Raw genomic sequence first — 25,183 nt, forward strand, 5'->3', positions numbered from 1 at the left:
CATGAGACCCGAACCACGCAGACTTTTCCGCCCGTTCCGCATACGCCCGTTCCGCACACCACGACGCAAGATCGCCCTGGCCACCGCCGCGGTGATGACCGCGACCCTGCTCCAGGGGGTCGCCGCCCCGGCACTCGCCGACGGCTGGCACCGGCCGGCGCTGCCCGCCGCCGAGAAGTCACTCGCCGGAGGCCCCGCGGGCAAGGCCGTGCCGCGCAAGGTGATGAAGACCCCCCGAACCCCGCAGCAGCCGCCGGCCACCGCCTGGCCGAAGGCCGGCGCGGCGACGGTGGACCTGTCGAGCACCGCGACCGACGCAGCGACGAAGTCCGCGCCCCGGGTCAAGGGCCTGCCGCTGACGCTCGACGCGCGGGTCAGGAGCGGCAGGAACGGCGAGAAGGCCGCCACCGGCACGGTCAGCGCCCGCGTCCTCGACCGGGCGTTCGCGCAGAAGGCCGGACTGGACGGGCCCGTCTTCACACTGCGCGCCGACAGCGCGAAGAACGCCGGCCGGGTCCGGGCCGGGCTGGACTACTCGTCCTTCGCCGGTGCTTACGGCGGCGGCTACGCCGACCGGCTGCGGCTCGTCGAACTGCCCGCCTGTGTGCTGAGCACCCCGCAGAAGGCGCAGTGCCGCACCAGCGAGCCGGTCGAGACGGTCAACGACCCCGAGACCAGGACCCTGACCGCGAACGCGGTCACCCTCGGCGCCTCGTCGGCCACCGTGCTCGCGGCGGTCGCCGACTCCGGCAGCGGTCTGGGCGACTACAAGGCCACCTCCCTGTCCGCGTCCGCCAACTGGAGCACCGACCTCAACAGCGGTTCCTTCGCCTGGTCGTACCCCATGGCGGTGCCACAGGTGCCGGGCGGGCTCGCCCCCAACCTCTCCCTGTCCTACTCCTCCGGCGGCGTCGACGGCCGCACCGGCAACACCAACAACCAGTCGTCCTGGGTCGGCGACGGCTTCGACCTGTCACCCGGGTACATCGAGCGCCGCTACAAGGGCTGCTCCGACGACGACGTCAAGAACGCCGACGGCAACGAGCCCGGCGACCTGTGCTGGGGCTACGACAACGCCGTGCTGCAACTGAACGGCTCCGGCGGCGAGTTGGTGCCGAACGGCACCAACTCCTGGAAGCTGAAGAACGACGACGGCACCAAGGTCGACCGGATCTACGGCTCCACCAGTGACGTCCGCTCCAACGGCGCCCGCAACGACGAGTACTGGCGCGTCACCACACCCGACGGAACGCAGTACTACTTCGGATACAACCGGCTGCCCGGCTGGGCGAGCGGCAACGAGACCACCGACTCCACCTGGACCGTTCCCGTCTACGGCGACGACGCCGGCGAACCCTGCCACGCCGCCGCCTTCGCGGACTCCTGGTGCCAGCAGGGCTGGCGCTGGAACCTGGACTACGTCGTGGACACGCACGGCAACGCCGCCGCGTACTACTACGACAAGGAGACCAACTCCTACGGCCGCAACCTCAAGGCGACCGACGACACCCCCTACGTCCGCGGCGGCACCCTGGACCGCATCGAGTACGGCCTGAAGTCCAACGCCGTGTACTCGGCGAAGGCACTCGCCAGAGTCGACTTCACCAGCTCCGAGCGCTGCATCCCGGACAGCGCCACCGACTGCTCCTCGATCAGCAAGGACTCGTTCTACTGGTACGACACCCCCTGGGACCTGAACTGCGACGCGGGCACGGACTGTGACAACGGCCGGGTCTCCCCGGTGTTCTTCACCCGTAAGAGGCTGACCGACGTCAGCACCGAGGTCCTGGTCTCCGGCGCCTACAGCAAGGTCGACGACTGAAAGCTCGCGCACCGCTGGGGCCAGGCCGACATCGACTACCAGCTGCTGCTCGACTCCGTCCAGCACACCGGCCACGACAGCACGTCCACGATCACCCTGCCGAAGGTCACCTTCGCCTACACCCAGCTCGCCAACCGGCTGGACAAGACCGGCGACGGCTGGGCCCCCTTCATCAAGGCCCGGCTCTCCACCGTCGCCGACGAGTCCGGCGGCCAGATCGACGTCGGCTACTCGGCTCCGGTGTGCGACGCGGACGCGCTGCCCACCCCGGAGACCAACACCACCCGCTGCTTCCCGCAGTACATCGGCGGCAGCTCCACCGTCGACCCGGAACGGCAGTGGTTCAACAAGTACGTGGTGGACACGGTCACCTCCACCGACCGCACGGGCGGCGCGCCCGACCAGGTCACCATGTACGACTACCTGGACGGCGCGGCCTGGCACTACGACGACGCCGACGGCATGACCAAGGACAAGTTCAAGACCTGGTCCGACTGGCGCGGCTACGGCCATGTACGGGTCCGCACCGGCGGTCAGGGCGGCGCCTCCGCCATGAAGACGCAGACCGACACGTACTACCTGCGCGGCATGGACGGTGACCGCAAGACCACCAACGGCGGCACCAAGGACGTCAGCGTCACCCTGGGCTCCGGCGAGGGCGACCCGTTGACCGACCACTCCTCGGCGGCCGGATTCGCCTACAAGACCGTCAACTACTCCGGCCCCGGCGGCAAGGTGCTCTCCAGGACGGTGAGCCGGCCCTGGCACAAGGAGACCGCGAAGAAGGTCCGCGACTGGGGCACCGTCACCGCCGACTTCAGCGGCACCGAGAACACCAGGACCTGGACCTCCCTGGACGACGGGGCGGGCGCCGACTGGCGGACCACCTCCACCACCGACACCTTCGACCCGGCGACCGGCCTGGTCACCCAGACCGACGACGCAGGTGACACCAGCACCGCCGCCGACGACCAGTGCACCCGCACCACCTACGTCGCCGGCAGCGCCGTTCTCAACACCCCGGTGCGCGTCGAGACGGTGGCCAAGGCGTGCGCCGCCGCCACCAGCCGTCCGGCCGACGTCCTCGCCGACACCCGCACCGCCTACGACGGCGGCGCCTACGGCGCGGCGGCCACGAAGGGCGACGTCACCCGGGTGGCCAAACTCAAGAAGTACGACGGCACCACGGCCGTCTACCTGGAGTCGGGCTCCACCTTCGACTCCTACGGCCGCATGCTCACCTCCACGGACCTGACCGCCGACGTGACGGTCACCTCCGGCGGCACGCTCACCCGGACCGCCCGCACCGACGGCCGTACCACCACCACGGCGTTCACCCCCACCACGGGCTTCGCCACCGGCACCACGGTCACCATGCCGCCCGTCACCCCGGGCGACAGCAGCACCGCGACGAGCACCTCGCAGACCTTCGAGGCGCTGCGCGGCCTGCCGCTGACCGAGACGGACACCAACGGCAAGGTCACCACGTACGCGTACGACGCGCTGGGCCGCAACACCAAGGTGTGGCTCCCGGACCGCACCACCAGCCAGACCCCGAACTACGAGTTCACGTACACCATCACCGACGGCAAGCCGATCGCGATCGGCACGAAGACCATCGGCAACAGCGGTGCCCAGGACACCTCGTACGTCCTCTACGACGGTCTCCTGCGCCCCCGGCAGACCCAGGCTCCGGGGCCGAACGGCGGCACCCTGCTGACGGACACCTTCTACGACGAACGCGGCCTGACCGCCAAGGAGTTCGCCTCCTACTACACCGACACCACCGGGCCCTCCACGACCCTCTTCAAGCTTGACAACGCGCTGAGCGTGGAGACCCAGAACTGGCACGCCTACGACGGCCTCGGCCGAGAGACCGAGTCGAAGCAGATCGCCGGCAACGGCGACGGCGGCACGGTCCTCGGCGTCACGAAGACGATCTACGGCGGCGACCGCACCACGGTCATCCCGCCGGTCGGCGGCACCACCACCACCACGCTGAACGACTCGCGCGGCCAGACCACGGAGGTGCGCGAACTCCACGCGCGCGCCGCCGACGCCGCCTACGACACCACGTCGTACGGCTACTCGCCGCGCGGTGAGCTGACCAAGGTCACCGACCCGGCCGGCAACGCCTGGACCTGGACCTACGACCTGCTCGGCCGGCTCACCGACACCACCGACCCCGACAAGGGCGCGAGCCACACCGAGTACGACGACCGCGGTCTGCCGACCACCACCAAGGACAACCGCGGCACCGTCCTCGCCCACGTCTACGACGGCCAGGGCCGCCAGACCGAACTGCGCGAGAACTCCGCCACCGGCACTCTGCGGGCCAAGTGGATCTACGACACCGTCAGCGGCGCCAAGGGCCAACTCGCGGAGTCCATCCGCTACAGCGGCGGCCAGGCGTACAGCTCCAAGGTGCTCGCCTACGACCGGCTCTACCGGCCGCTGCGCACCTCGGTGACCATCCCGTCGACCGAGGGCGCGCTCCAGGGCACCTACCTGTCGGCGGCCACGTACAACGCCTCCGGCACGGTGCAGGGCGTCGGCTACCCCAAGGCGGGCTCGCTGGCGGCGAACACCGTGTCCTACACCTACGAGGACGGCACGCTGCGGCCCATCGGGATCAGCGGACCGCAGAGCCTGACCGGCTCGACGTCCTACAGCTACACGGGCAAGCCGCTGCAGTACTCGTTCGCCGCCGCCGGCGGCAAGGCGACGTACGAGACCAACACCTACGAGTGGGGCACCCAGCGGCTGGCCACCTCGCGCGTCGACCGGCAGGACATCGCGGGCGTCGACCAGTACAACACCTACAAGTACGACGAGGCGGGCAACGTCCTGTCCGTCTCCGACACCTCCCGCTCCGGCACCGACAACCAGTGCTTCGCCTACGACTACCTGGGCCGCACGACGGAGGCGTGGACGCAGTCCACCACGGCCTGCGCGAGTGCCCCCGCCACCGGCGTGCTGGGCGGCCCGGCCCCCTACTGGGACTCCTACACCTACGACGTGGTCGGCAACCGGCTCACCGAGACCGGACACAGCACCACGGGCGGGTCGGACACGCAGCGCGTCTACAACTACCCGAAGCCGGGCTCCCACAGGCTGGCCTCGGTGGACAACACCACCGGGACCGTCAAGTCCACGGACAGCTTCACCTACGACGACATCGGCGACACCCACACCCGTCTGCTCGGCGACGGCACCTCCCAGACCCTGGACTGGGACGCCGAAGGCCACTTGGCGAAGGTCACCGAGCCTGTCGAGAGCGGCAGCGACAAGGTCACGGAGTACCTGTACGACGCCGACGGCAACCGTCTGATCGGCCGCACCCCGACCGAGACCACGCTCTACCTCGGCACCACCGAGGTCACCCTGCCGAAGGGCGCGACCGCGGCCAAGGGCACCCGCTACTTCGACCTCGGCGGCGGCCACACAGCGGTGCAGAGCGACGACGGCAAGATCTCCTTCACCCTGGCCGACCACCACGGCACGGCCCAGCTGTCCGTCGACGCCACCACCCAGGCGCTCACCCAGCGCCGTACCAAGCCCTTCGGTGAACTCCGCGGCACCGAGCCGAACAGCTGGCCCGGCACCAAGGGCTTCGTCGGCGGCACCACCGACACCGTCACGGGCCTGACCCACCTGGGAGCCCGTGAGTACGACCCGGCGACCGGCCGGTTCCTGTCCGTGGACCCGGTCCTCACCACGGACGACCCGCAGCAGATGCACGGCTACACCTACGCCGTGAACAACCCGCTGACCCACTCCGACCCGTCGGGCACGGAGATCGGCTCCCGGCCCAACTCCTGCCAGTACGACATCAAGTACTGCAGCAAGCACGAGCAGCAGGAAGTCGGTTACGACCCCAAGACCGGCACGTCCGACTACCACCGGGGCAACATCTACAAGCGCCAGCAGGCCCGCAAGCGGGCGTGGGTGGCCGCGAACACGCCGGTCACGAACGACATGGCCAAGCTGTCCGACTACTTCTCCCGGAGCATGATCGGGGAGTTCTCGGACGACTTCTGGGACAACCCGGTCTACGAGAGCGCGGACAAGGGCAGCGCGTGCTTCGGGCGCGAGGGCTGCCGCCAGGCGTACAAGTACATCCTGGACAACGGCGACGACGCCGATCCCGCCGTCGCCAAGGAGATCGCCGCCACCTACTGCGCCTACCACGCCGAGCAGTGCGACAAGGAGGCCAAGGAGGTCGCCCGGGGCAAGGTCATCGGGGACTTCATCAACACGGCCTTCATGGCGTATCTCGGCGTCGCCTACGGAGAGGGGAAGGGGAAGGCCTCCGGCGCCTGCAACAGCTTCGACGCCGACACCCGGGTCCTCATGGCCGACGGCACCACCAAGCCCATCGCCGAGGTCAGGACCGGCGACAAGGTCGTCGCCACCGATCCCACCACCGGCGAGCGCGCCGTGCGCACGGTCACGGCCGAGCTGGTGCACCAGGACGACGACCTCGTCGACCTCAGGGTCCAAGGCGGCGACGGCACGACGTCGACCGTCCGCACCACGGCCACGCACCTTTTCTGGGACGACACCGCCCACCGCTGGACCCCCGCCGTCCAGCTCACACCGGGTCACACGCTCAGGACCGCCGACCGGGGGCATGTCACCCTCGTCGGCCTCCTGCCCCGGACCGGCGCGGCCACGATGTACAACCTCACGATCGAGCAGCTCCACACGTACTTCGTGCTCGCGGGGCACGCGCCGGTCCTCGTCCACAACGACGGGGGAGCGCCTCCCGGCGTCTGGACCATCAACCCCGAGAGGTCGACCAAGATCATGAACGGTGGGCCGTTCAAGGCGAACTACTACCAGCAGCCGCCCGACGCCAAGAAGGTCGTGTACTGGTGGAGCCCGGACCGGACCGGCCATGGAGACTCCAAGTGGAAGGTGTTCCGGGAGACCTCGAAGGGACTCGAATGGGTCGCCGACGCGGGCGAGAACGGTACGTTCATCGAGGGCAAGCACAAGGGCAACACCGGGAAGTTCATCTCCTGGAAGTCCCTGAAGACGGTGAGGGGCTGCTGATGATCGAGAGCGCCGAGGAGTTCGTCCGGCTGCGGATGAGCGGCGACAGCGCCGATTTCCTGCGGATCAAGCAGGAGGACGCGCCGCTCGACGTCTGGCTCGACCTCGTGCGCGACCACCCCGACATGCGCTTCTGGGTGACCTTCAACCGTCATGTCCCGCCGGAGGTGCTGCGGCTGCTGGTCGACGACGAGGACTGGCGGGTCAGGGCGAACATCGCGGGTCGCAAGGGGGTGCCGCAGGACATCCTGGAGACGCTGTCCCGTGACGACCACGACGCCGTCGTCTCGTCGACGGCGTCCAACCCCGGGACATCGACGGCCGCGCTCACGCGACTCTCCCGGCACCCTTGGGAGGACGTGCGCAAGCGCGCGCGTGAACAGCTGGAGGAACGGCAGAAGGACTAGCCCGTGAGAAAGGCCCCGGCGGTGACGCCGGGGCCTTTCCGGTTCCATCTGTCCCTACAGGTACTTCTTCAGCTCCCGCCGCGCCAGCGACCGCTGGTGCACCTCGTCCGGGCCGTCGGCGATCATCAGCGTGCGGGCACCCGCGTACAGCTCGGCCAGCGGGAAGTCCTGGCTGACGCCGCCGGCGCCGTGCAGCTGGATCGCCCGGTCGATGATGTCGACGACCGCGCGGGGCGTGGCGATCTTGATGGACTGGATCTCCGTGTGGGCGCCCCGGTTGCCGACTGTGTCCATCAGCCAGGCCGTCTTCAGCACCAGCAGCCGCAGCTGTTCGACGGTGACCCGGGCGTCAGCGATCCAGTTGTGGACCACGCCCTGCTGGGCCAGCGCCTTGCCGAACGCGGTGCGGTCGACGGCCCGGCGGCACATCAGCTCGATCGCCCGCTCCGCCATGCCGATCAGCCGCATGCAGTGGTGGATCCGGCCGGGACCGAGCCGGGCCTGGGCGATGGCGAAGCCGCCGCCCTCCTCGCCGATCAGGTTCGACACCGGCACACGCGCATGGTCGAAGATCACCTCGGCGTGGCCGCCGTGGTAGTGGTCCTCGTAGCCGAAGACCTGCATGGCGCGCTTGACCGTGACGCCCGGGGTGTCGCGGGGGACCAGCACCATGGACTGCTGACGGCGGATGTCGGAGCCGTCCGGGTCCGTCTTGCCCATCACGATGAAGATCTTGCAGTCCGGGTTCATCGCCCCGGAGATGTACCACTTGCGGCCGGTGATGACGTATTCGTCGCCGTCCCGCTCGATGTGCGTGGTGATGTTCGTGGCGTCGGAGGAGGCCACGTCCGGCTCGGTCATCGCGAACGCCGAGCGGATCTCACCGGCCAGCAGCGGCTCCAGCCACTGCTTCTTCTGCCGCTCGTCGCCGAACTGCGACAGCACCTCCATGTTGCCGGTGTCCGGCGCGGCGCAGTTCAGCGCGGTGGGCGCGAGCTGCGGGGAACGGCCGGTGATCTCGGCGAGCGGCGCGTACTGGAGGTTGGTGAGGCCGGCGCCGTACTCGGCGTCGGGCAGGAAGAGGTTCCACAGGCCCTGCCTGCGCGCCTCCGCCTTCAGCTCCTCCACCACCGCCGGGGTGTCCCACGGCGAGGCGAGCCGCGCGCGCTGCTCCTCGGCGACGGACTCGGCCGGGTAGACGTGCTCGTCCATGAAGGCGAGGAGCTTGGCGCGCAGTTCCTCGGTGCGTGCGTCGAACGCGAAGTCCATGGTGGATCAGCCTTCCTGGAGACCGTCGTGAAGCGTGGTCAGGCCGTGCTCGATGAAGACGGGGACGAGTTCACCGATGCGGTCGAAGCCGCGGCCGACGGTCTGGCCCAGCGTGTAGCGGTAGTGGATGCCCTCGAGGATCACCGCGAGCTTGAACCAGGCGAACGCGGTGTACCAGGAGACGGCCGAGACGTCGCGCCCCGAGCGGGCGGCGTAGCGCTCGATCAGCTCGGCGGGCGTCGGGTGGCCCGCGGCCTCGGCGGTGGTGGAGACGGGCGAGTGCGGCAGGCCGAGCGGCATGCTGTACATCACCAGCAGGCCCAGGTCGGTCAGCGGGTCGCCGAGCGTCGACATCTCCCAGTCGAGGATCGCCTTGATCGTGTCGTCGTCGCCGATCAGGACGTTGTCGAGCCGGTAGTCGCCGTGCACGACGGCCGGGGCGGGGGAGCGGGGCAGCTCCCGGCCGAGCGCCGCGTGCAGCTCGTCGATCCCGGCCAGGTCGCGGCTGCGGGAGGCGTCCAGTTGCTTGCCCCAGCGCCGCAGCTGCCGGTCCAGGAAGCCCTCGGGGCGGCCGAAGTCCGCCAGGCCGACCTCGCCGGGGTCGACCGCGTGCAGCTCGACGAGGGTGTCGACCAGCGACAGCACCGCGTTACGGGTGCGTTCGGCGCCGAGCGGGGCGAGCTGGTCGGCGGTGCGGTACGGAGTGCCCGCCACGAACTCCATGACGTAGAAGGACGCTCCGAGCACCTCCTCGTCCTCGCACAGCAGCACCGGGCGCGGCACCGGTACGTCCGTCGGGTGCAGCGCGCTGATCACGCGGTGCTCGCGCTTCATGTCGTGCGCGGTGGCCAGGACGTGACCGAGCGGAGGACGCCGTACGACCCACTTGGAGGTGCCGTCCGCGACCTCGTACGTGAGGTTCGACCGTCCGCCCTCGATCAGCCGACCGGTCAGGGGGCCGTGCACCAGGCCGGGGCGCTCGCGGTCGAGCAGGCCGCGCAGCCGGTCGAGATCGAGTCCGGGCGGGTGGTCGGGGCTCATACGTCGCTCCTACGGGCGGTGAACGTGACCCGACTTATGATGCCGACCGGTCGGTATGTCGTCCAGTGGGTGGGCTGAAGGTGATCGGGGCCACGATAGGCCGACGGCTCCCCGCAGTGGACCGCGGGGAGCCGTCGGTGATGTCTTTTCGGCCGAGCCGAGCCGTGCCGAGCCGTGGGGTGCCGGGTCGGGTCAGTGGTCGTCCCAGTGGCCGGCGCGCTCGGCGTGCCGGTGGCCGTCGTGCAGGTAGTCCACGTGATCGCCGTGGCGCACGCGCGCGTGGCCGCAGTCCTCGCCGTGCCGGTGGTCGTGGCCGGCGTGCGCGGTATGCCCGCCGGGCTCGCACTCGTCCCGAGACCGTCCTGGTGCACGCGGCGGCGGGCGGCGTCGGCTCGATCGCCGTCCAGATGGCCGGCCACCTGGGCGCCCGCGTGATCGGTACGGTCGGCGAGGCCAACCACGACTTCGTGCGCGCACTGGGCGGGGAGCCGGTCTCGTACGGCGAGGGCCTGGCCGAACGCGTACGCGGCCTGGAGCCCGAGGGCGTGGACGCGGCCTTCGACACCATCGGCGGCGACACGACCAAGACCTCCGCCAACCTGCTGGCCCCCGAGGGCCGACTGGTCTCGATCGCCGACCCGGACGTCGTCGACTACGGCGGCCGCTACTACTTCGTGCGCCCCGAGGCCGAGGACCTCCTGCGGCTGACGGAACTGGTCGAACAGGGCGCGGTCTCCGTGCACGTGGCCGAGACGTTCCCCCTGGAACACGCGGCGGACGCATACCGGCTCAACCAGCAGGGGCGGACCAGGGGCAAGATCGTGGTGACGGTGGACTGGGAGGCGGAGGGCGACCGGCACGGTCCGGCGGGTCGGACAGCACCGGCGTCGGGGCCGGACAGGTCCTAGACGACCAGCGCCGCCGCGCACGCGGCCAGCGCCACCGCGCACAGCACCGCCGCCGTGGCATGGCGTGGGGCCAGCGCCTGGGGGCGGGGGTTCGCCAGGGCGCGGATGCGGTGGTGGGCGACCAGCAGGAAGGTGAGCCAGAGGGCGCAGCACAGAGCGCAGGCGATGATTCCGGCGGCCGTCGGCCCGCGATGCAGACAGGTCTTGACGGCGAGCACGGCGGCGACGGTGCTCGCCAGCGTCGTACGCCGCCAGGCGAGCCGGGTGCGCTCGGGCTGGAGGCCCGGGTCGCGCTCGGGGGGCGGCGTCGTCCCGTCGGTCATCCGTCCCATCCGACCAGGACGACGATCACCATCGCGACGGCCACCACCGCGACGACGACGCCGAGCAGGGCCGGGAAGCGGGACACCGGCAGGTCCTCGCCCCGGCGCATCGCACGCTCGCAGCGCACCCAGTGGTTGACCGCGCGCAGCGAGCACAGCACACCCGCCACGAGCAGCGCCAGCGCGAGCCCGACCCGCCAGCCCCAGCGCAGGTCGGGCAGGAACTGGTCCACCGCGAACCCTCCGCCGATCAGCGCGAGCGCGGTGCGCAGCCAGGCCAGGAAGGTGCGCTCGTTCGCCAGCGAGAACCGGTAGTCGGGCGTGCCGCCCTCCTGACGGATCTGCTGGGGCGCGAACCACAACCGGACGTTCTGCACGAACTCGATCACCAGCAGGACACTACCGGGCGCCTGTCCGGCGGCGGCGCGGGGAGGGGACCTGTTCAGCCCCGCGCCCGGAACGCCCTGAGCCGTTCGTACGCCACCAGCCCGTCCGGTACCCACTCCCAGCCGCCGAGGCGTCGCTCGACCTCCTCCTCGGGCAGGAAGTCGTGCCAGGCCACCTCCTCCACCTGGGGGTGTACGGGCAGGTCGCAGCGGACCTCGTAGACAGCCGACCACCAGCTGTGGCCGGCGTCGTCGGCGTACAGGAACTTGAAGAGGAACTCGGGGCGGGGCAGTCCGCTCACCCCCAGTTCCTCCTCGGCCTCGCGCAGAGCCGCGTCGTCGTAGGCCTCGCCCGCGCCGACGACCCCGCCGACGAACATGTCGTACAAGGAGGGGAAGACCAGCTTGGTCGGGGTGCGGCGGTGGACGAAGAGACGGCCGGCGGAGTCGCGGGCCTGGATGAAGACGCAGCGATGGCGCAGGCCCTGTGCGTAGGCCTCGCCGCGGGGGGACTGTCCGATGACCCGGTCGTTCTCGTCGACGATGTCGAGGATCTCGTCAGCAGCGCTCATGGGCCCATCCAAGCAGGGGCCCGGGGAGGAATCAGTACCGCACTTCCCTGACGTGCGGAGCGATCAGCGTGGTTGCAGGTCCCGTACCCGCTCCGGCTTTCCCGTGCCGCTCGGCATCGCCGGGTGCAGGCCCAGCAGGACGATGCCGACGACGACCGCCGCGAGTCCCGCCGCCTCCCAGGCCAGCGCGCCCGTGTCGGTGCGCAGCCGGTCCCCGAGGAAGCCCACTCCGCAGGCGATGCCGGCCAGCGGCTGGGCCGCGGTCAGGGCGGGCAGGGACATCCGCAGGGGCGCCGTCTCGAACGCGCTCTGGACCAGCACCAGGCCGGTCACCCCGAGTGCCAGCACGGCGTACGGCTGCCAGCCGGTCAGCACCTCGACGAGGCCGCCCGCGGAGAAGCGCTGCCCGCTGACCCGCGTCAGCGCGTCCTGTACGCCGTACAGCAGGCCGGCCGCCAGACCCAGCAGCACCGGGCCCCCGCTCAGCCGCGAGCGCTTCGCGTAGGTCGTGAGGAGCAGCGCGAGACCGATCATGACGCCGATGATCAGCCAGTGCCGGAGCGGATCGTTGATCGCGCTGCCACCGCGCGGCTCACCGGCCACGATGAACGCGGTCACGCCGCCCGCGAGCAGCGCCAGGCCGGCCCAGCCCTGGCGGCCCAGTGACTGCCGGGTCTGATGGCGGGAGAGGGCGAGCGCGAACAGCAGGTTCGTCGCGAGCAGGGGTTCCACGAGGGAGATCTCGCCCTTGCCGAGCGCGATCGCGCCCAGCACCATGCCGGCCACCATCAGTCCGATGCCGCCCAGCCAGCGCGGCACCTTCATCAGGTCCAGGAGCAGCCTGAAGGAGAGGAAGTCGCTGAGGGGTGCCTTCTCCGCCGCGTTCTGCTGGAGCACGAACCCGAAGCCCAGGCAACAGGCCGCGCTCACGGCGAGAATGAGAACCAGAACCGACACGCTGCGTACCTCGATCATCCGGCCGGGCCACAGGGCGTTGCTGGCCGACTCTAGCGGCCCAGGGCCGTCGATGCCCCTGGGAGTGTCCGGAAACATTGACTCCGGCGGCACCCGGAAACGCTACCTCCGGCAGTACCCGGAACCGGGTGGTTGACGCGGCTGCGGTGCCCGGTCGATCACGGGCGGCTGTGCTGCCGTACCGCCATGGTCCGCTGTCGCGCGCCGCGACGCCATGGCGTACGCCACACCGGTGGCGCGGGAGCCCGCCCGCCACGGGCGCCTCTCGCGGCCGACCGGCACGAATCCCCTTCGGAGAAACCGGTTCCTGAGACGTACGTAAGAAGTGGTTACGGAAATTCTGACGGGCCTCCGTGATACCTGGCCCCATCGGGGTTGCGGGTGTTCGAATGAGGACGTGACTTCCGAACCACCCGAGGAACGCGGCACACCGGTCGGCCGCCGCGTCTTCCTCGGCACCCTGGGCCTCGGCGCCTTCGGCGTGATCGCCGCGCCCACCCTGCAACGCGGCCTGGAGTCCTTTCTCGGCAACGCGGCCGACAAGGACCCCACGGGTCTGACGGGCCTGCTCCCCAACGGCGGCGGCTTCCGCTACTACTCCGTCGCGTCGTCCGTCCCCCACAAGAGCGCCGCGGACTACCGCCTCACCGTCGACGGCCTGGTCGACCACCCCACCAGCTACACCCTCGCCGACCTGCGCGCCCTGCCGCAGACCCGGCTGGTCAGGGACGTCCAGTGCGTCACCGGCTGGCGGGTGCCCGGGACGCCCTTCGAGGGAGTGCGCCTGTCGCGGTTGCTCGACGCCGCCGGAGTACGCGCGAAGGGCGGCGCCGTCCGCTTCACCTGCTTCGACGGCGCGTACACCGAGAGCCTCACCATCGACCAGGCCCGCCGCGCCGACGTCCTGGTCGCCCTGCGCATGCAGGACAAGGACCTGGGCCACGACCACGGCGGCCCGGTCCGCCTCTACGTCGCCCCCATGTACTTCTACAAGTCCGCGAAGTGGCTCTCCGGCATCACCGTGACCGAGGACGTCCGCCCCGGCTACTGGGAGGACCGGGGCTACGACGTCGACGCCTGGGTGGGCCGCTCGAACGGACGGGACGATGACCCTACGAGCTGACGCGCCCGTCGCCCCGGGCCGCGTCCACCGCTTCAGCCGGGCCGAACGGTGGGTGCACCGCCTCACGGCCGTGCTGATGGGCGTGTGCGTGGTGACAGCGGCCTTCCTGTACATCCCCGAGTTCGCCGAGCTGGTCGGCCGCCGTGAGCTGGTGGTCCGGATCCACGAGTGGGCCGGGCTCGCCCTGCCCGTCCCCGTCCTCGCCGGTCTCGCCTCCCGTGCCTTCCGCGCCGACCTGGGCCACCTGAACCGCTTCGGACCGCACGACCGGGTCTGGCTGCGCGCCGTCCTGCGCCGGGACCGGCGCCGCGCGTCCCGTCCGGCGGGCAAGTTCAACGCCGGCCAGAAGATCTACGCGGCCTGGATCGCCGGGGCCGTGCTGGTGATGCTCGGCACCGGCCTGCTCATGTGGTTCACCCACCTCGCGCCCCTGCTGTGGCGCACCAGCGCGACCTTCGTCCACGACTGGCTCGCCCTCACCATCGGCGTCGTCCTGGCCGGCCACATCGGCATGGCCCTGGGCGATCCGGAGGCCCGCCGGGGCATGCGGACGGGGTCGGTGAGCCCGGAGTGGGCGGAGCGGGAGCATCCGCACTGGCGCCGGTCACCAGGCCGTAGGACCTGACCGGCCGCCATGCCGCAGAGCGGGTGACGCGCTCCCCGGTCTCGGCTTCGCCGGAGTGGCAGGAGCCCCCATCGCCCCCAGGCGGCGGCAGTGGCCGGCCATGGCTCAGGAGGCGAAGTCCAGCAGCACCTTGCAGGAGCGGCCGCGGTCGGCGGCCAGGGCGAAGGCCGACTCCGCTTCACGCAAGGGCACGACCGCGCTGACGAGACCGTCGAACGCGGGCTCGGCCGCGAGCAGTTCCAGCGCGTCGTCGAACTCCGTGTCGAAGCGGAACGCGCCCCGCAGTTCGATCTCCCGGCTGACCACGAGGTTGCCGGCGAAGGGGCTCTGCCCCGGCGGGAGCATGCCGAGCTGGACGACCACTCCGCCGCGCCGGACCAGACGCAGGCACGTCTCCAGGCCCGCGGCCACCCCGGACGCCTCGACGGCGACATCGGCCTCCGCCGGCCACCCGGGATCGGACGGATCGTCCGCCCGGACGACCGTGTCGGCGCCGGCGGCCGTGGCGTACCGCAGTGCGGCGGGCAGCAGGTCGGTGACCGTCACCTGGGCCGCCCCCGCCGCCTTGGCCGCGGCGACGACCAGGCAGCCGATGGGCCCGGCGCCGGTGACGAGGACGTGCTTCCCGGCCACCTGCCCGGCCCGGCGCACCGCGTGCAGCGCGACGGACAGCGGTTCGGCGAGCGCGGCCCGGCGCAGTGCGAGGCCGGCCGGGAGCGGCCGCAACTGGTCCGCGGGTACCACCACCCTCGCCGCGAAGCCGCCCTGGACGTGGGGGAAACGGGCCGCGCTGCCCAGGTAGCGGGTGTCCCGGCAGATGTTGCGCCGCCCGTCCGCGCACTCCGGGCAGACCCCGCAGGGGGTGGCGGGGTGCACGGCGACGGCCGTACCCACAGCGGGACCCGAGGCGTCCGGGGAGCCGTACCCGAGGACGGTGCCCACCACCTCGTGGCCCAGCACCATCGGCTCCTCGAGGAGGAAGTCGCCGACTCCGCCGTGCCGCCAGTAGTGCAGGTCGGAGCCGCAGACCCCGCCGTAACGGACGGCCACCAGGGCCTCACCCGGGCCGGGTTCGGGGGTCGGCAACTCGGCGACGCGCAGATCGCCCGGCCCGTGGATCACACAACCCAGCATCGCCTCATCACCCTTCACAGCGCTTCACAGCACGCTCGTCATGCCGCCGTCGACATACAGCACCTGCCCGCTGACGAAGTCCGCGGCCGGGGAGGCGAGGAACAGCACGCCGCCCACCAGGTCCTCGGTGCGGCCCCAGCGGCCGGCCGGAGTGCGCCGCCCTACCCAGGCGCTGAACTCCTCGTCCTCGACGAGGGGGCGGGTCAGTTCGGTCTCGATGTAGCCGGGGCCGAGACCGTTGACCTGGACGCCGTAGGGGCCCCAGTCCGCGCACATGCCCTTGGTGAGCATCTTCAGGGCGCCCTTGGTGGCCGCATAGGGCGCGATGCCCGGGCGGACCACCTCGCTCTGCAGGGAGCAGATGTTGATGATTTTTCCGCGGCCGCGTTCGGTCATCCGGCGGGCGGCCTCCCGGCCGACCAGGAACGCGCTGGTGAGGTTGGTGTTCAGGATGCGGTGCCAGTCCGTGTCCGTGAACTCCAGGAGCGGGGCGCGCAGCTGCATGCCCGCGTTGTTGACCAGAATGTCCAGCGGGCCCACCCGCTCCTCGACATCCGCCACGCCCGCGGCCACCGAGGGGCCGTCGGTCACGTCGAACACGGCCGTGCGGACGTCGCCGGGCAGCTCGGCGGCCGCCCGGGTGAGGCGTTCGCGGTCGCGTCCGTTGAGGACGACCGTGCAGCCGGCCTCCGCCAGACCGCGGGCCAGGGCGAGCCCGATGCCGCGGCTGGAGCCGGTCACCAGGGCCGTACGCCCGCTGATGTCGAAGAGGGGGTGAGCCGTCATCGCCGTACTTCTCCTGGATGTCCCTGAATCAGGTGGATGTTCTAAATGACCAGGGACAGCAGCAGGACCAGGCCGCCGCCGACCACGGAGATGATCGTCTCCATGACGGACCAGGTCTTGAGGGTCTGGCCGACGCTCAGCCCGAAGTACTCCTTCACCAGCCAGAAGCCGGCGTCGTTGACATGGCTGAAGAAGAGCGAGCCCGCGCCGATGGCGAGGACCAGCAGAGCCGTGTGGGTCGTCGACATGTCGGCTGCCAGCGGCGCGACCAGTCCGGCCGCGGAGATGGTGGCCACGGTCGCCGAACCGGTCGCCAGCCGGATCGCCACCGCGATCAGCCAGGCCAGCAGCAGGGCCGGGATCGACCAGTCCTTGGAGATGTCCAGGATCATCTGGCCCACACCGCAGTCGATCAGCGTCTGCTTGAAGCCGCCGCCCGCACCGACGATGAGCAGGATGCCCGCGATCGGGGCGAGGGACTTCTCGACCGTCGAGGACAGCCTGTCCTTGGTGAAGCCGGCGGCCCGGCCCAGCGTGAACATGCCGACTATCACGGCCGCGAGCAGCGCGATCAGCGGGGAGCCGATGACGTCGAAGACGCGCTGCACATGGTGCGTGGGGTCGTCGACGATGATGTCGACCAGCGCCTTGGACAGCATCAGGACGACCGGCAGCAGCATCGTGGCCAGCGTGGCGCCGAAGCCGGGGCGCCGCTCCAGGTCCTCCGAGGCGCGCGGCGGGAGCATCCGGTCCGGGACCGGGACGTCCACCCAGCGGGCGGCGACCTTCGAGAACAGCGGACCGGCGATGATCACCGTCGGGACGGCGACGAGGATGCCGAGGGCCAGGGTGACGCCCAGGTTGGCCTTGACCGCGTCGATCGCGACCAGCGGGCCGGGGTGCGGCGGGATCAGTCCGTGCATGACCGACAGACCGGCCAGCGCGGGGATGCCGATCCGCATCAGGGAGTAGTTGCCGCGCTTGGCGACCATCAGCACCACCGGGATCAGCAGCACGATGCCGACCTCGAAGAACAGCGGCAGACCGATGACCGAGGCGATCAGCACCATCGCCCAGGGCATGGCCCGTCCGCCCGCCTTGGCGAGGATCGTGTCGACGATCTGGTCGGCGCCGCCGGAGTCGGCCAGCAGCCTGCCCAGGATCGCCCCGAGCGCGATCAGGACACCGACGCCGGCCACCGTCGAGCCGAGCCCGGTGGTGAAGCTGGTGATGGCCTTGTCGAGCGGTGCTCCCGCGAACGCCCCCAGCGCGAGCGACCCGATGGTCAGCGCCAGGAAGGCGTGGAGCTTGAACTTGGTGATGAGCAGGACGATGACGGCGATGCCCGCCAGCACGGCTATGCCCAGCTGGGCATGGCCGGCCGAGGTGATCGGCGCGACGGTGTCCGCTGCCAGCATCTCGACGCTGAGTCTGGTCACGGGGATTCCTTGTGACGGAGGGGATGGGGAGAGGGGCTACTGCGAGGGAGTGGGCGACTGCGCGCTCCCGCCGAGGGCGTCCAGCGCGGCCGTGGCGCGCGCGGTGATCTCCTCGGGGCCGCCGGCGACGTCCACGGTGACTCCGGCCTCGTCCGACTGGAGCGGCTGGAGCGTGGCGAACTGGGAGTCCAGCAGCGCCGTCGGCATGAAGTGACCCTGCCGGTGCGACATCCGGTCCTCGATGAGGACGCGGTCGCCCGCCAGGTGCAGGAAGACGAGGCCGGGGGCGGAGGCCCGTAGCCGGTCGCGGTACGACCGCTTCAGGGCCGAGCAACTGACCACCCCGCCGAGGCCCGCGCGCCCGTGGGCCCAGGTGCCGATGGCGTCCAGCCAGGGCCACCGGTCCTCGTCGGTGAGCGGCGTGCCGGCCGACATCTTGGCGATGTTGGCCTGGGGATGAAAGTCGTCGCCCTCGGCGTACGGAACGCCGAGGCGGGCCGCGAGCAGGGGACCGATGGTGGTCTTGCCTGTGCCGGCGACCCCCATCACAACGACGACCTGGGGGGTGTTCATGACTGCCTCACTGTCTTCATCGACACCTGGTGTCGAGCACACTGAAACCGATTAGGTACGACAAATTCAAGAGTCTGTGACATATAAGTCTGACTTTTTGGTTGGGTGATCCACCGCGTACGCTGAGTGCATGACCACACCGGACCGAGGGCTGCACGGCCGTGTACTGGAAGCCCTCGGCCCCGCGATCACCGCGGGTGAGTATCCGCCGGGCAGTGTCCTGCGCACCGACGAGCTGGCGCAGCGCTTCGAGGTGTCACGCTCCGTGATGCGCGAGGCGGTCCGTGTGCTGGAGTCGATGCACCTGGTCGAGTCCCGCCGCCGGGTGGGCGTCACCGTCCTGCCCACGGTCGAGTGGAACGTCTACGACCCGCAGGTCATCCGCTGGCGTCTGGCCGGCGCCGACCGGCCGCGGCAGCTGCGCTCGCTCACCGTCCTGCGTTCGGCGGTCGAACCGGTGGCGGCGGGTCTGGCCGCGAAGCACGCCACGCCGGAGCAGTGCGCCGAGCTCACCGAGTGCGCCCTCGGCATGGTGGCCAACTCGCGCGGCCACCGGCTGGAGGGCTACCTCATCCACGACATGGCCTTCCACCGGGCGATCCTGGCCGCCTCGGGCAACGAGATGTTCGCCCGCCTGGGCGACGTCGTCGCCGAGGTCCTCGCGGGCCGTACCCACCACGAGGTGATGTTCGAGGACCCCGACCCGGCCGCCGTCACCCTGCACGTCCAGGTCGCCGAGGCCGTACGCGAGGGTGACGCGGCGCGCGCGGAGGAGCTGACCCGGCAGATCACGGTGGGGGCGCTCGAGGAACTGGACATCCTGGCCCCCTGACCGGCCCCCCGCCGGTTCGGTCCGCCGACCGGTTCGGTCCCCCGCCGACGTGGTCGGCCCGTCGGCTCAGTCCAGGAAGTCCCCGTCGACGTAGACCCACGCCCCGTCGACGCGTTCGAACCGGCTGCGCTCGTGCAGCGAGCCGCCCCGGTAGGAAGCCCGGAAGGTCACGGTCCCGGTGGAGTGGAAGGCCGTGCCGTCCCCCGTCTCCAGGATCTCCAGCCCGGTCCACCGCATCCCCGGGTCGAAGTCGACCTGCGTCGGCCGCGTGCGCGGATGCCAGGTCCGCAGCAGATATCCCTCGTCGCGCTTCACGAAAGCGCTGTAGCGCGAACGCATGAGCGTCTCGGCGGTGGGCGCCGCGGCATGACCCCGATGGAATCGGCCACAGCACTCTTCGTACGTCTCCGCAAGACCGCAAGGACAGGAGGGCTGGTGGGCGGGGCCGGAGGGGCTCTGGCGCCGGAGATGCGAGGTACGTCGGGACATGCCCTCCATTCTGCTGCACCTCACCTGTGCAAAACCTGTGAAGTGTCTGACGCGACGCGCGCACATCGTGTGCGAGTCGTGCGTGGCACCCTTCATCGAACCTTCCTTCGGCCTGGCGTGAACGTGCCTTGCTGCGTCAACTCGCCACCCTCCACGGTGGTTTGAGCACTTGAGCATCAGGAGTCACAAGCGTGCTCGCTTGGCCCGGGCGGCAGTCCGTCCGGGGCACCGACGGGGGAAAGCTGATGCGGGGTGTGCGGACCGGTGCGACATGGCGCACCGGGCGACTGCCGCGCGCTCCGGACGGGACATCTCCCTCTGCCGCCTCTTGGTGCCTGTCGATCGGTGCCTGAGTAGGGATTGGAGGGGGAATGCCGACGAATGCCGTGAGCGCCGCGAGGCCGACGTATCCGGGCGTCTATGTCGAAGAGCTTCCCAGCAGCACCCGCACCATCTCCGCCGTGACCACCTCGGTGACCGCCTTCGTGGGGCACACCCGGCGCGGCCCGCTGAACGAGCCCGTCACCGTCACCGGCTTCACCGAGTTCGAGCGCCGCTTCGGCGGGCTGGGGTCGCAGAGCGCGGTCGCCTACGCGGTGCACCAGTTCTTCGGCAACGGCGGCACCGTCGCCGTGATCGTCCGGGTCGCCAAGGCCGGCAGCGGCAAGGCCGCCTGTGTCGTCCTGGAGTCCACCGACGGCCACAGCGAGAGCCGCGTCCTCGAGGTCCACGCCAAGGAACCCGGCGTGTGGGGCAACGGCCTGCGAGTCGCCGTCGACTACGACACACCCCGCCCCGACGAGACCTTCAACCTGCGGGTCCACGACGCCAAGGGCGATGCGCGGGAGAGCTTCACCGGGCTGTCCCTGGACCCGGCGAGCAGCCGGCACGCGCCGACCGTGATCAACGCGGGATCGCGGCTGATCCGCGTGGAGGCCGTCGGCGAAGGCCGCCCCGACCCGTCCGGCACCGTCTCCAAGCCGTTCGGGCACGAGCTGCCCGACCTCGCCGTCGACCTGACCGTCAAGATCGGCGACGTGGAGCGGGAGTTCACGCTCTACGAGCCCGACTGTGACGGTGAAGTCCCCTCCACCGTGGCCGAGTTGGCCCTGCTGCTGGAGCGCAAGCTGCGGGCGCTGCCCGACGCGCCGGGCAAGCACGCCTTCGCGGGCGTCGAAGTCACCGCCTTCGGGCGGCGGCTGCAGGTCGTCGCGGGCTCCACCGACCCCGAGGACGTCGTCCGCTTCCTCGGCGAGTGCGCCAACGACCTCGGCCTGGAGGCCTCCGTCAATCCGCCGGTGTTCCCGCTGGAGGGCGGCGAGGACGGCGCGGCGCCCGGACCCAGGGACCTGATCGGCTCGGAGGCCGACAAGACCGGCATCCAGGCGCTGCGCGGTGTCGCCGACGTCAACCTGCTGGCGCTGCCGGAACTCGCCGCGTACGAGAAGACCGAGGACATGCTCACGGTCGTCTCGGCCGCCCAGCGGCTGTGCGCGGAGCGGCGGATCTTCCTGCTGGTCGACGCGCCCGGCTCCTGGGTGAGCGTGGACACCGCACGGGCCGGGGTCGCCGCCTTCGACGCCGTGCGCGGCAACCACGCCGGGCTCTACTTCCCGCACATCCAGCTCACCGACCCGCTCACCGGGCGGCTGCGCGCCTTCCCGCCGTCCGGCGCGGTGGCGGGCGTCATCGCGCGCACCGACTCCGAGCGCGGCGTGTGGAAGGCGCCGGCCGGCACCGAGGCGCGGCTCGCGGGCGTGCACTCGCTCACCGTCGAGCTCACCGACCGCGAGAACGGTCTGCTCAACCCGCTCGGCGTCAACTGCCTGCGCACCTTCCCGCTGACCGGCCCGCTGGTCTGGGGCGCGCGCACCCTGGAGGGCTCCGACGCGCTCGACAGCGAGTGGAAGTACGTGCCGGTGCGGCGGCTCGCGCTGCACGTGGAGGAGAGCCTCCAACGCGGCCTGCAGTGGGTCGTGTTCGAGCCCAACGACGAGAGCCTCTGGCAGCAGATCCGGCTCGGCGCGTCGTCGTACCTGCACACGCTCTTCCGTCAGGGCGCCTTCAAGGGCAGCACCCCGCGCGAGGCGTACTTCGTCAAGTGCGACCACGAGACCACGACCGACGAGGATGTCGCGAACGGCGTCGTCAACGTCCTGGTGGGCATCGCGCCGGTCCGTCCGGCCGAGTTCGTGGTCGTCAGGATCCAGCAGACGTCGGGGCAGTTCGCGCTCTGAGCAGCCTTGTCGAAGTCCGGTGCGGTATCGCGCCCCGCAAGGGGCGCGGGGCTGTGTCGATGTGCGGCTCCGCCGCGTGGGCGCGACCAGCCCCCACCGGCCCGCAGGATCGTCACCGCGCTTCCGGCGGAGCGCTTAGCACCCCTTGAACCTTGGAGAGCTGAAGGAATCCGATGGCTGAGTTCACGGTCAACGCCCATCGCTTCGACCCCTACAAGAACTTCAAGTTCCTGGTCCTCTGGGACGGTCGAACGGTCGCGGGCATCAGCAAGATCAGTCCGTTGAAGCGGACCACGGAGGTCGTCAAGCACCGCCACGGCGGCGACCCCTCCTCCCCGCGCAAGTCGCCCGGCCGCTCCGAGTTCGAGGGCATCACGCTGGAGCGCGGAGTCACCCACGACCCCGAGTTCGACCGCTGGGCCAACAAGGTCTGGCAGGTCGGGGCCGGTCTGGGATCGGAGGTGTCCCTCGCCGACTTCCGCAAGGACATCGTCATCCAGGTCCTGAACGAGGCCGGCCAGGTCGCCGTCTCGCACAAGCTCTACCGGACCTGGCCCAGCGAGTACCAGGTGCTCGGCGAACTCGACGCCAACGCCAACGCGGTGGCCATCCAGTCGCTGAAGCTCGAGTGCGAGGGCTGGGAGCGGGACTACGAGGTGCCCGAGCCGGAGGAGCCCTCGTTCCTCAACCCGGCCTGAGGCGACGGCGGTCACCGGAAACGGGGGAGAACATGGCGATCACCGGGGCGGCCGGCCTGCTGGCCACCTGGGAGGCGGGGCTCGCCGAGCCGCCCGCCGGGCGCGCCCTGCTGCTGCATCGCACGGCCCGCCCGGACCTGGACGCCGGCACCCTGCCGGCGCTCCCGGTGGGCAAGCGCGAGGCGGACCTGTTCACCCTGCGCCGCGCCCTGTTCGGGGAGCGGATGCAGGTGCGGCTGGCGTGCGCGGCGTGCGGGGAGGACATGGAGTTCGACCTGGACACCGCGGAGTTCGCACGGTCGGCGGCGGGGCGGGACGAGTCGGCCGGACCCGGTGCCGCGGTCGGGCCGGGCGAGGTTGTCGTACGGGTGCGGTCGGACGGCTGGGATGTCGAGTTCCGGTTGCCCGGTGTCGCCGACCTGACGGCGGCGGGGCGGGCGGAGGACCCGCGCCGGGCCCTGCTCGCGCGGTGCCTCGTCTCGGCGGTGCACGACGGGGCGGCCGTGGCCGCCGGCGACCTGCCCGGACCCGTGCAGCGCAGGATCGCCGAGGCCGTCGAGGCGGCCGACCCCGGCGCCGACGTCACGCTCAATGTGGCCTGCCCCGAGTGCGGGCAGGCCACCCGGGCCGAGCTGGACATCGCCTCCTACCTGTGGACCGAACTGGACGCCTGGGCCCGGGACCTGCTGCTCGACGTGCATCTGCTCGCCACCGCCTACGGCTGGAGCGAGCCGGAGATCCTGGCGCTCAGCCCGCTGCGGCGCCGCTACTACCTGGAGCTGTGTGCGGATGTCTGACTCCTCGGTCTCCTCGGGAGCGTCGGCCGAGCCCGACTTTCTCGACCGGCTGATCGCCCGGCACGCCGCCCCGGCGCGAGCCGCGGCGCGCGTACGGCCGCGGCTTCCCGGTCCGTTCGAACGGGTCGAGGCGGTACGGGCCCGGGTGCCGGAGCCCGGCGGCCCGGACCCGCTGCTGTGGCCCGCCGCCCCGCCCATGGCCGCCCCGGACCGGGACGGGCCGCGCCCGTCCACGACCGCACAGGCCCGGCAGCGCACGGAACGGGAACGGACCGTCGTACGCACGGAACGGGCGCCCGGGGACCCGGACCCGCGGCCTGCCGCGCGCTCGTTCCCGGAGCCGCCGACGCCGCTGCGTCCCGCCGCGCCGCTCGCCCCGAGGCACCGGCCGGCGGCCGAGAGCGGGCGGCGACCGACGGGCCGGGAACGTACGGACCGGGACCCCGCCCGCACCACGGTGTCCGGGCCCCACCCCTCGGACACGGACACCGCCACCGCCGTGTCCGCGGCGGCGCGCCCCAGCACCGCGGACACGGCGGCGGCCCGCGAAGCCGTACGGCAGGCCGCGGCCCGGCGCCCCGGCCGGGCGCCGGAGCAGGTGGTGCAGGTGCAGATCGGACGCCTCGAGGTGACGGCGGCGCAGCCGCCCGAGACCGGCGTACGGCAGCGGAGTCGGGCGGCCGAGCGGCCGGGGGCGACCGTGAGCCTGGCGGAGTACCTGGCCCGGGGGCGCGAGTGAGCCGCACAGGAACGCGCAGCACGAGTGGAACGGAAGTGACGCCATGAGCAACGCACTCGCCCTCGCCCATGTCACCCAGGCCCTCGCCCTGCTGATCGAGTCGAACCTGCAGCCGGAGATCGACATGGCCGTCAAGGTGGAGCCGCGCAAGCCGCCCGCCGACCCGCCGGCCGAGCCCACCATCTCCGTGTTCCTGTACCAGGTCACGCCCAACACCTCGCAGCGCAACAACGACCTGCCGACCCGGGCCGCCGACGGCACCCTGGTGCGGCGGCCGGCGGCGGCACTCGACCTGCACTTCCTGATCAGCGCGTACGGCGACGAGACGGAACTCGTCGGGCACCGGCTGCTCGGCTCGGTGGTGCGCACCCTGCACGAGACACCCGTACTGCCCAAGGACGTCATCGAACTCGCCGGTGAACGGCCGTACCTGGCGGGCAGCGACCTCGCGGAGGCGGCGCAGCGGGTGCGGTTCGTGCCGACGGTGATGGACATCGACGAGACGTCGAAGCTGTGGGGGATGCTCTACCAGACCCCGTACTCGCTGTCGGTGGTCTACCAGGCGGCCCTCGTCCTCATCGAGGGCCGGGAGGCCCCGGTGCCGGCCAAGCCGGTGGAGCGGCCCGAGGTGCGGGTGCTGCCGTTCGGGGCGCCGGGGGCACCGGTCCCTCCGGGGGCGGAACCGAAGGCCGACGTGCCGTCGAACGACACGCCCGCCGGGGATGTGGTGAAGGCGGACAGCGAAGAGGCCGGCCGGACGCGCACCGGGCAGGCAGCGAAGCTCCCTGCGAAGGCCACCGCCAAGACCGCCGCGAAGACCGTTGCCAAGACCCCGGCGCGACCCCGCAAGACCGCTCGGGCGGCCAGGCCGGCGCAGCCGGAACCCCGGAAGAACGCCCCGCGCCCGGCCGGCGGCGAGGGCGCGGAGAACTGAACGGAGAACGGAGACG

At 71.3% G+C, this 25,183-nt stretch carries 22 protein-coding genes and 1 pseudogene; 12 read left to right on the forward strand and 11 right to left on the reverse strand.

Going from position 1 to position 25,183, the window contains the following annotated elements; genetic code table 11:
• Position 1: 1 nt before the first annotated feature.
• The 3 genes from ACFY16_RS21395 to ACFY16_RS21405 all read left to right on the forward strand — a co-directional run bounded on the left by ACFY16_RS21395 (position 2) and on the right by ACFY16_RS21405 (position 7,287).
• On the forward strand, positions 2 to 1,822 hold the full coding sequence (locus tag ACFY16_RS21395) for a hypothetical protein (RefSeq protein WP_390648726.1): 1,821 nt from the start codon (positions 2 to 4) through the stop codon (positions 1,820 to 1,822).
• Positions 1,823 to 2,062: 240 nt separating this feature from the next.
• Complete coding sequence (locus ACFY16_RS21400; protein WP_390648727.1) at positions 2,063 to 6,880, forward strand: polymorphic toxin-type HINT domain-containing protein; 4,818 nt, start codon at positions 2,063 to 2,065, stop codon at positions 6,878 to 6,880.
• Positions 6,880 to 7,287, forward strand: a complete 408-nt coding sequence (locus ACFY16_RS21405) for a hypothetical protein (protein WP_390648728.1) — start codon at positions 6,880 to 6,882, stop codon at positions 7,285 to 7,287. The genes ACFY16_RS21400 and ACFY16_RS21405 overlap by 1 nt, the downstream gene beginning before the upstream one ends.
• Before the next feature lie 54 nt (positions 7,288 to 7,341).
• Here the strand turns inward: ACFY16_RS21405 and ACFY16_RS21410 are convergent, their stop codons facing one another.
• Positions 7,342 to 8,556 carry an acyl-CoA dehydrogenase gene (locus ACFY16_RS21410; RefSeq protein WP_390648729.1) on the reverse strand — a complete coding sequence of 405 codons (1,215 nt, stop codon included), beginning with the start codon at positions 8,554 to 8,556 and terminating at the stop codon, positions 7,342 to 7,344.
• Between the two features lie 6 nt (positions 8,557 to 8,562).
• Positions 8,563 to 9,597 carry a phosphotransferase family protein gene (locus tag ACFY16_RS21415; protein WP_390648730.1) on the reverse strand — a complete coding sequence of 345 codons (1,035 nt, stop codon included), beginning with the start codon at positions 9,595 to 9,597 and terminating at the stop codon, positions 8,563 to 8,565.
• Positions 9,598 to 9,944: 347 nt separating this feature from the next.
• Between ACFY16_RS21415 and ACFY16_RS21420 the strand changes: the two are divergent.
• Positions 9,945 to 10,505 (forward strand): annotated as a pseudogene (locus ACFY16_RS21420) (zinc-binding dehydrogenase); the annotation flags it as partial.
• Here the strand turns inward: ACFY16_RS21420 and ACFY16_RS21425 are convergent.
• From ACFY16_RS21425 to ACFY16_RS21440, 4 genes are all read right to left on the reverse strand, one after another.
• Positions 10,502 to 10,828, reverse strand: a complete 327-nt coding sequence (locus tag ACFY16_RS21425; RefSeq protein ID WP_390648731.1) for a DUF202 domain-containing protein — start codon at positions 10,826 to 10,828, stop codon at positions 10,502 to 10,504. The pseudogene ACFY16_RS21420 and the gene ACFY16_RS21425 sit on opposite strands and share 4 nt — an antisense overlap.
• On the reverse strand, positions 10,825 to 11,217 hold the full coding sequence (locus ACFY16_RS21430; protein ID WP_390648732.1) for a YidH family protein: 393 nt from the start codon (positions 11,215 to 11,217) through the stop codon (positions 10,825 to 10,827). Before ACFY16_RS21430 ends, ACFY16_RS21425 begins: the two co-directional genes overlap by 4 nt.
• 53 nt (positions 11,218 to 11,270) lie before the next feature.
• The gene (locus ACFY16_RS21435; protein ID WP_390648733.1) at positions 11,271 to 11,786 is read right to left on the reverse strand and encodes an NUDIX hydrolase; all 516 of its coding nucleotides are present in this window, start codon (positions 11,784 to 11,786) and stop codon (positions 11,271 to 11,273) included.
• 63 nt (positions 11,787 to 11,849) lie between these two features.
• Positions 11,850 to 12,761, reverse strand: coding sequence for a DMT family transporter (locus ACFY16_RS21440; protein WP_390648734.1), 912 nt, complete (start codon positions 12,759 to 12,761; stop codon positions 11,850 to 11,852).
• A 397-nt stretch (positions 12,762 to 13,158) separates the two neighbouring features.
• Here ACFY16_RS21440 and ACFY16_RS21445 point away from each other — a divergent pair, with 397 nt between their 5' ends.
• On the forward strand, positions 13,159 to 13,884 hold the full coding sequence (locus ACFY16_RS21445; RefSeq protein ID WP_390648735.1) for a molybdopterin-dependent oxidoreductase: 726 nt from the start codon (positions 13,159 to 13,161) through the stop codon (positions 13,882 to 13,884).
• Positions 13,868 to 14,509 carry a cytochrome b/b6 domain-containing protein gene (locus tag ACFY16_RS21450; protein WP_390648736.1) on the forward strand — a complete coding sequence of 214 codons (642 nt, stop codon included), beginning with the start codon at positions 13,868 to 13,870 and terminating at the stop codon, positions 14,507 to 14,509. The genes ACFY16_RS21445 and ACFY16_RS21450 overlap by 17 nt, the downstream gene beginning before the upstream one ends.
• A 105-nt stretch (positions 14,510 to 14,614) precedes the next feature.
• On the opposite strand, the gene ACFY16_RS21455 is transcribed toward ACFY16_RS21450, so the two are convergent.
• Genes ACFY16_RS21455 through ACFY16_RS21470 form a run of 4 tightly spaced genes read right to left on the reverse strand, consistent with a single transcriptional unit; the run spans position 14,615 to position 18,441 of the window.
• Entirely contained in the window at positions 14,615 to 15,643 is a 1,029-nt protein-coding gene (locus tag ACFY16_RS21455) for an L-idonate 5-dehydrogenase (RefSeq protein WP_390648737.1), read from the reverse strand.
• Between the two features lie 24 nt (positions 15,644 to 15,667).
• Positions 15,668 to 16,429, reverse strand: coding sequence for an SDR family oxidoreductase (locus ACFY16_RS21460; protein WP_390648738.1), 762 nt, complete (start codon positions 16,427 to 16,429; stop codon positions 15,668 to 15,670).
• Positions 16,430 to 16,470: 41 nt separating this feature from the next.
• Positions 16,471 to 17,868, reverse strand: a complete 1,398-nt coding sequence (locus tag ACFY16_RS21465) for a gluconate:H+ symporter (RefSeq protein WP_390648739.1) — start codon at positions 17,866 to 17,868, stop codon at positions 16,471 to 16,473.
• Positions 17,869 to 17,904: 36 nt separating this feature from the next.
• Complete coding sequence (locus tag ACFY16_RS21470) at positions 17,905 to 18,441, reverse strand: gluconokinase (protein WP_390648740.1); 537 nt, start codon at positions 18,439 to 18,441, stop codon at positions 17,905 to 17,907.
• 130 nt (positions 18,442 to 18,571) lie between these two features.
• Between ACFY16_RS21470 and ACFY16_RS21475 the strand changes: the two genes are divergently transcribed.
• Positions 18,572 to 19,273 (forward strand): FadR/GntR family transcriptional regulator, encoded by a 702-nt coding sequence (locus ACFY16_RS21475; RefSeq protein WP_390648741.1) that lies wholly within the window; start codon positions 18,572 to 18,574, stop codon positions 19,271 to 19,273.
• 66 nt (positions 19,274 to 19,339) lie between these two features.
• Here ACFY16_RS21475 and ACFY16_RS21480 read toward each other — a convergent pair whose 3' ends face one another.
• On the reverse strand, positions 19,340 to 19,762 hold the full coding sequence (locus ACFY16_RS21480; protein ID WP_390648742.1) for a YchJ family protein: 423 nt from the start codon (positions 19,760 to 19,762) through the stop codon (positions 19,340 to 19,342).
• 371 nt (positions 19,763 to 20,133) lie between these two features.
• On the opposite strand from ACFY16_RS21480, the gene ACFY16_RS21485 reads away from it, so the two are divergent.
• The 5 genes from ACFY16_RS21485 (at position 20,134) to ACFY16_RS21505 (ending at position 25,167) form a co-directional block, all read left to right on the forward strand.
• Entirely contained in the window at positions 20,134 to 21,999 is a 1,866-nt protein-coding gene (locus tag ACFY16_RS21485) for a phage tail sheath subtilisin-like domain-containing protein (protein WP_390648743.1), read from the forward strand.
• A gap of 173 nt (positions 22,000 to 22,172) precedes the next feature.
• Positions 22,173 to 22,697: a phage tail protein gene (locus tag ACFY16_RS21490; RefSeq protein WP_004003113.1), complete on the forward strand. Its 525-nt coding sequence runs from the start codon at positions 22,173 to 22,175 to the stop codon at positions 22,695 to 22,697.
• Between the two features lie 32 nt (positions 22,698 to 22,729).
• The gene (locus ACFY16_RS21495) at positions 22,730 to 23,494 is read left to right on the forward strand and encodes a hypothetical protein (protein WP_390648744.1); all 765 of its coding nucleotides are present in this window, start codon (positions 22,730 to 22,732) and stop codon (positions 23,492 to 23,494) included.
• Positions 23,487 to 24,233 carry a hypothetical protein gene (locus ACFY16_RS21500; protein WP_390648745.1) on the forward strand — a complete coding sequence of 249 codons (747 nt, stop codon included), beginning with the start codon at positions 23,487 to 23,489 and terminating at the stop codon, positions 24,231 to 24,233. Before ACFY16_RS21495 ends, ACFY16_RS21500 begins: the two co-directional genes overlap by 8 nt.
• A gap of 43 nt (positions 24,234 to 24,276) precedes the next feature.
• Complete coding sequence (locus ACFY16_RS21505; protein ID WP_390648746.1) at positions 24,277 to 25,167, forward strand: DUF4255 domain-containing protein; 891 nt, start codon at positions 24,277 to 24,279, stop codon at positions 25,165 to 25,167.
• Positions 25,168 to 25,183 lie beyond the last annotated feature (16 nt).

The sequence above is a fragment of the Streptomyces sp. NPDC001315 genome, assembly GCF_042896175.1.
Classification (GTDB): domain Bacteria; phylum Actinomycetota; class Actinomycetes; order Streptomycetales; family Streptomycetaceae; genus Streptomyces.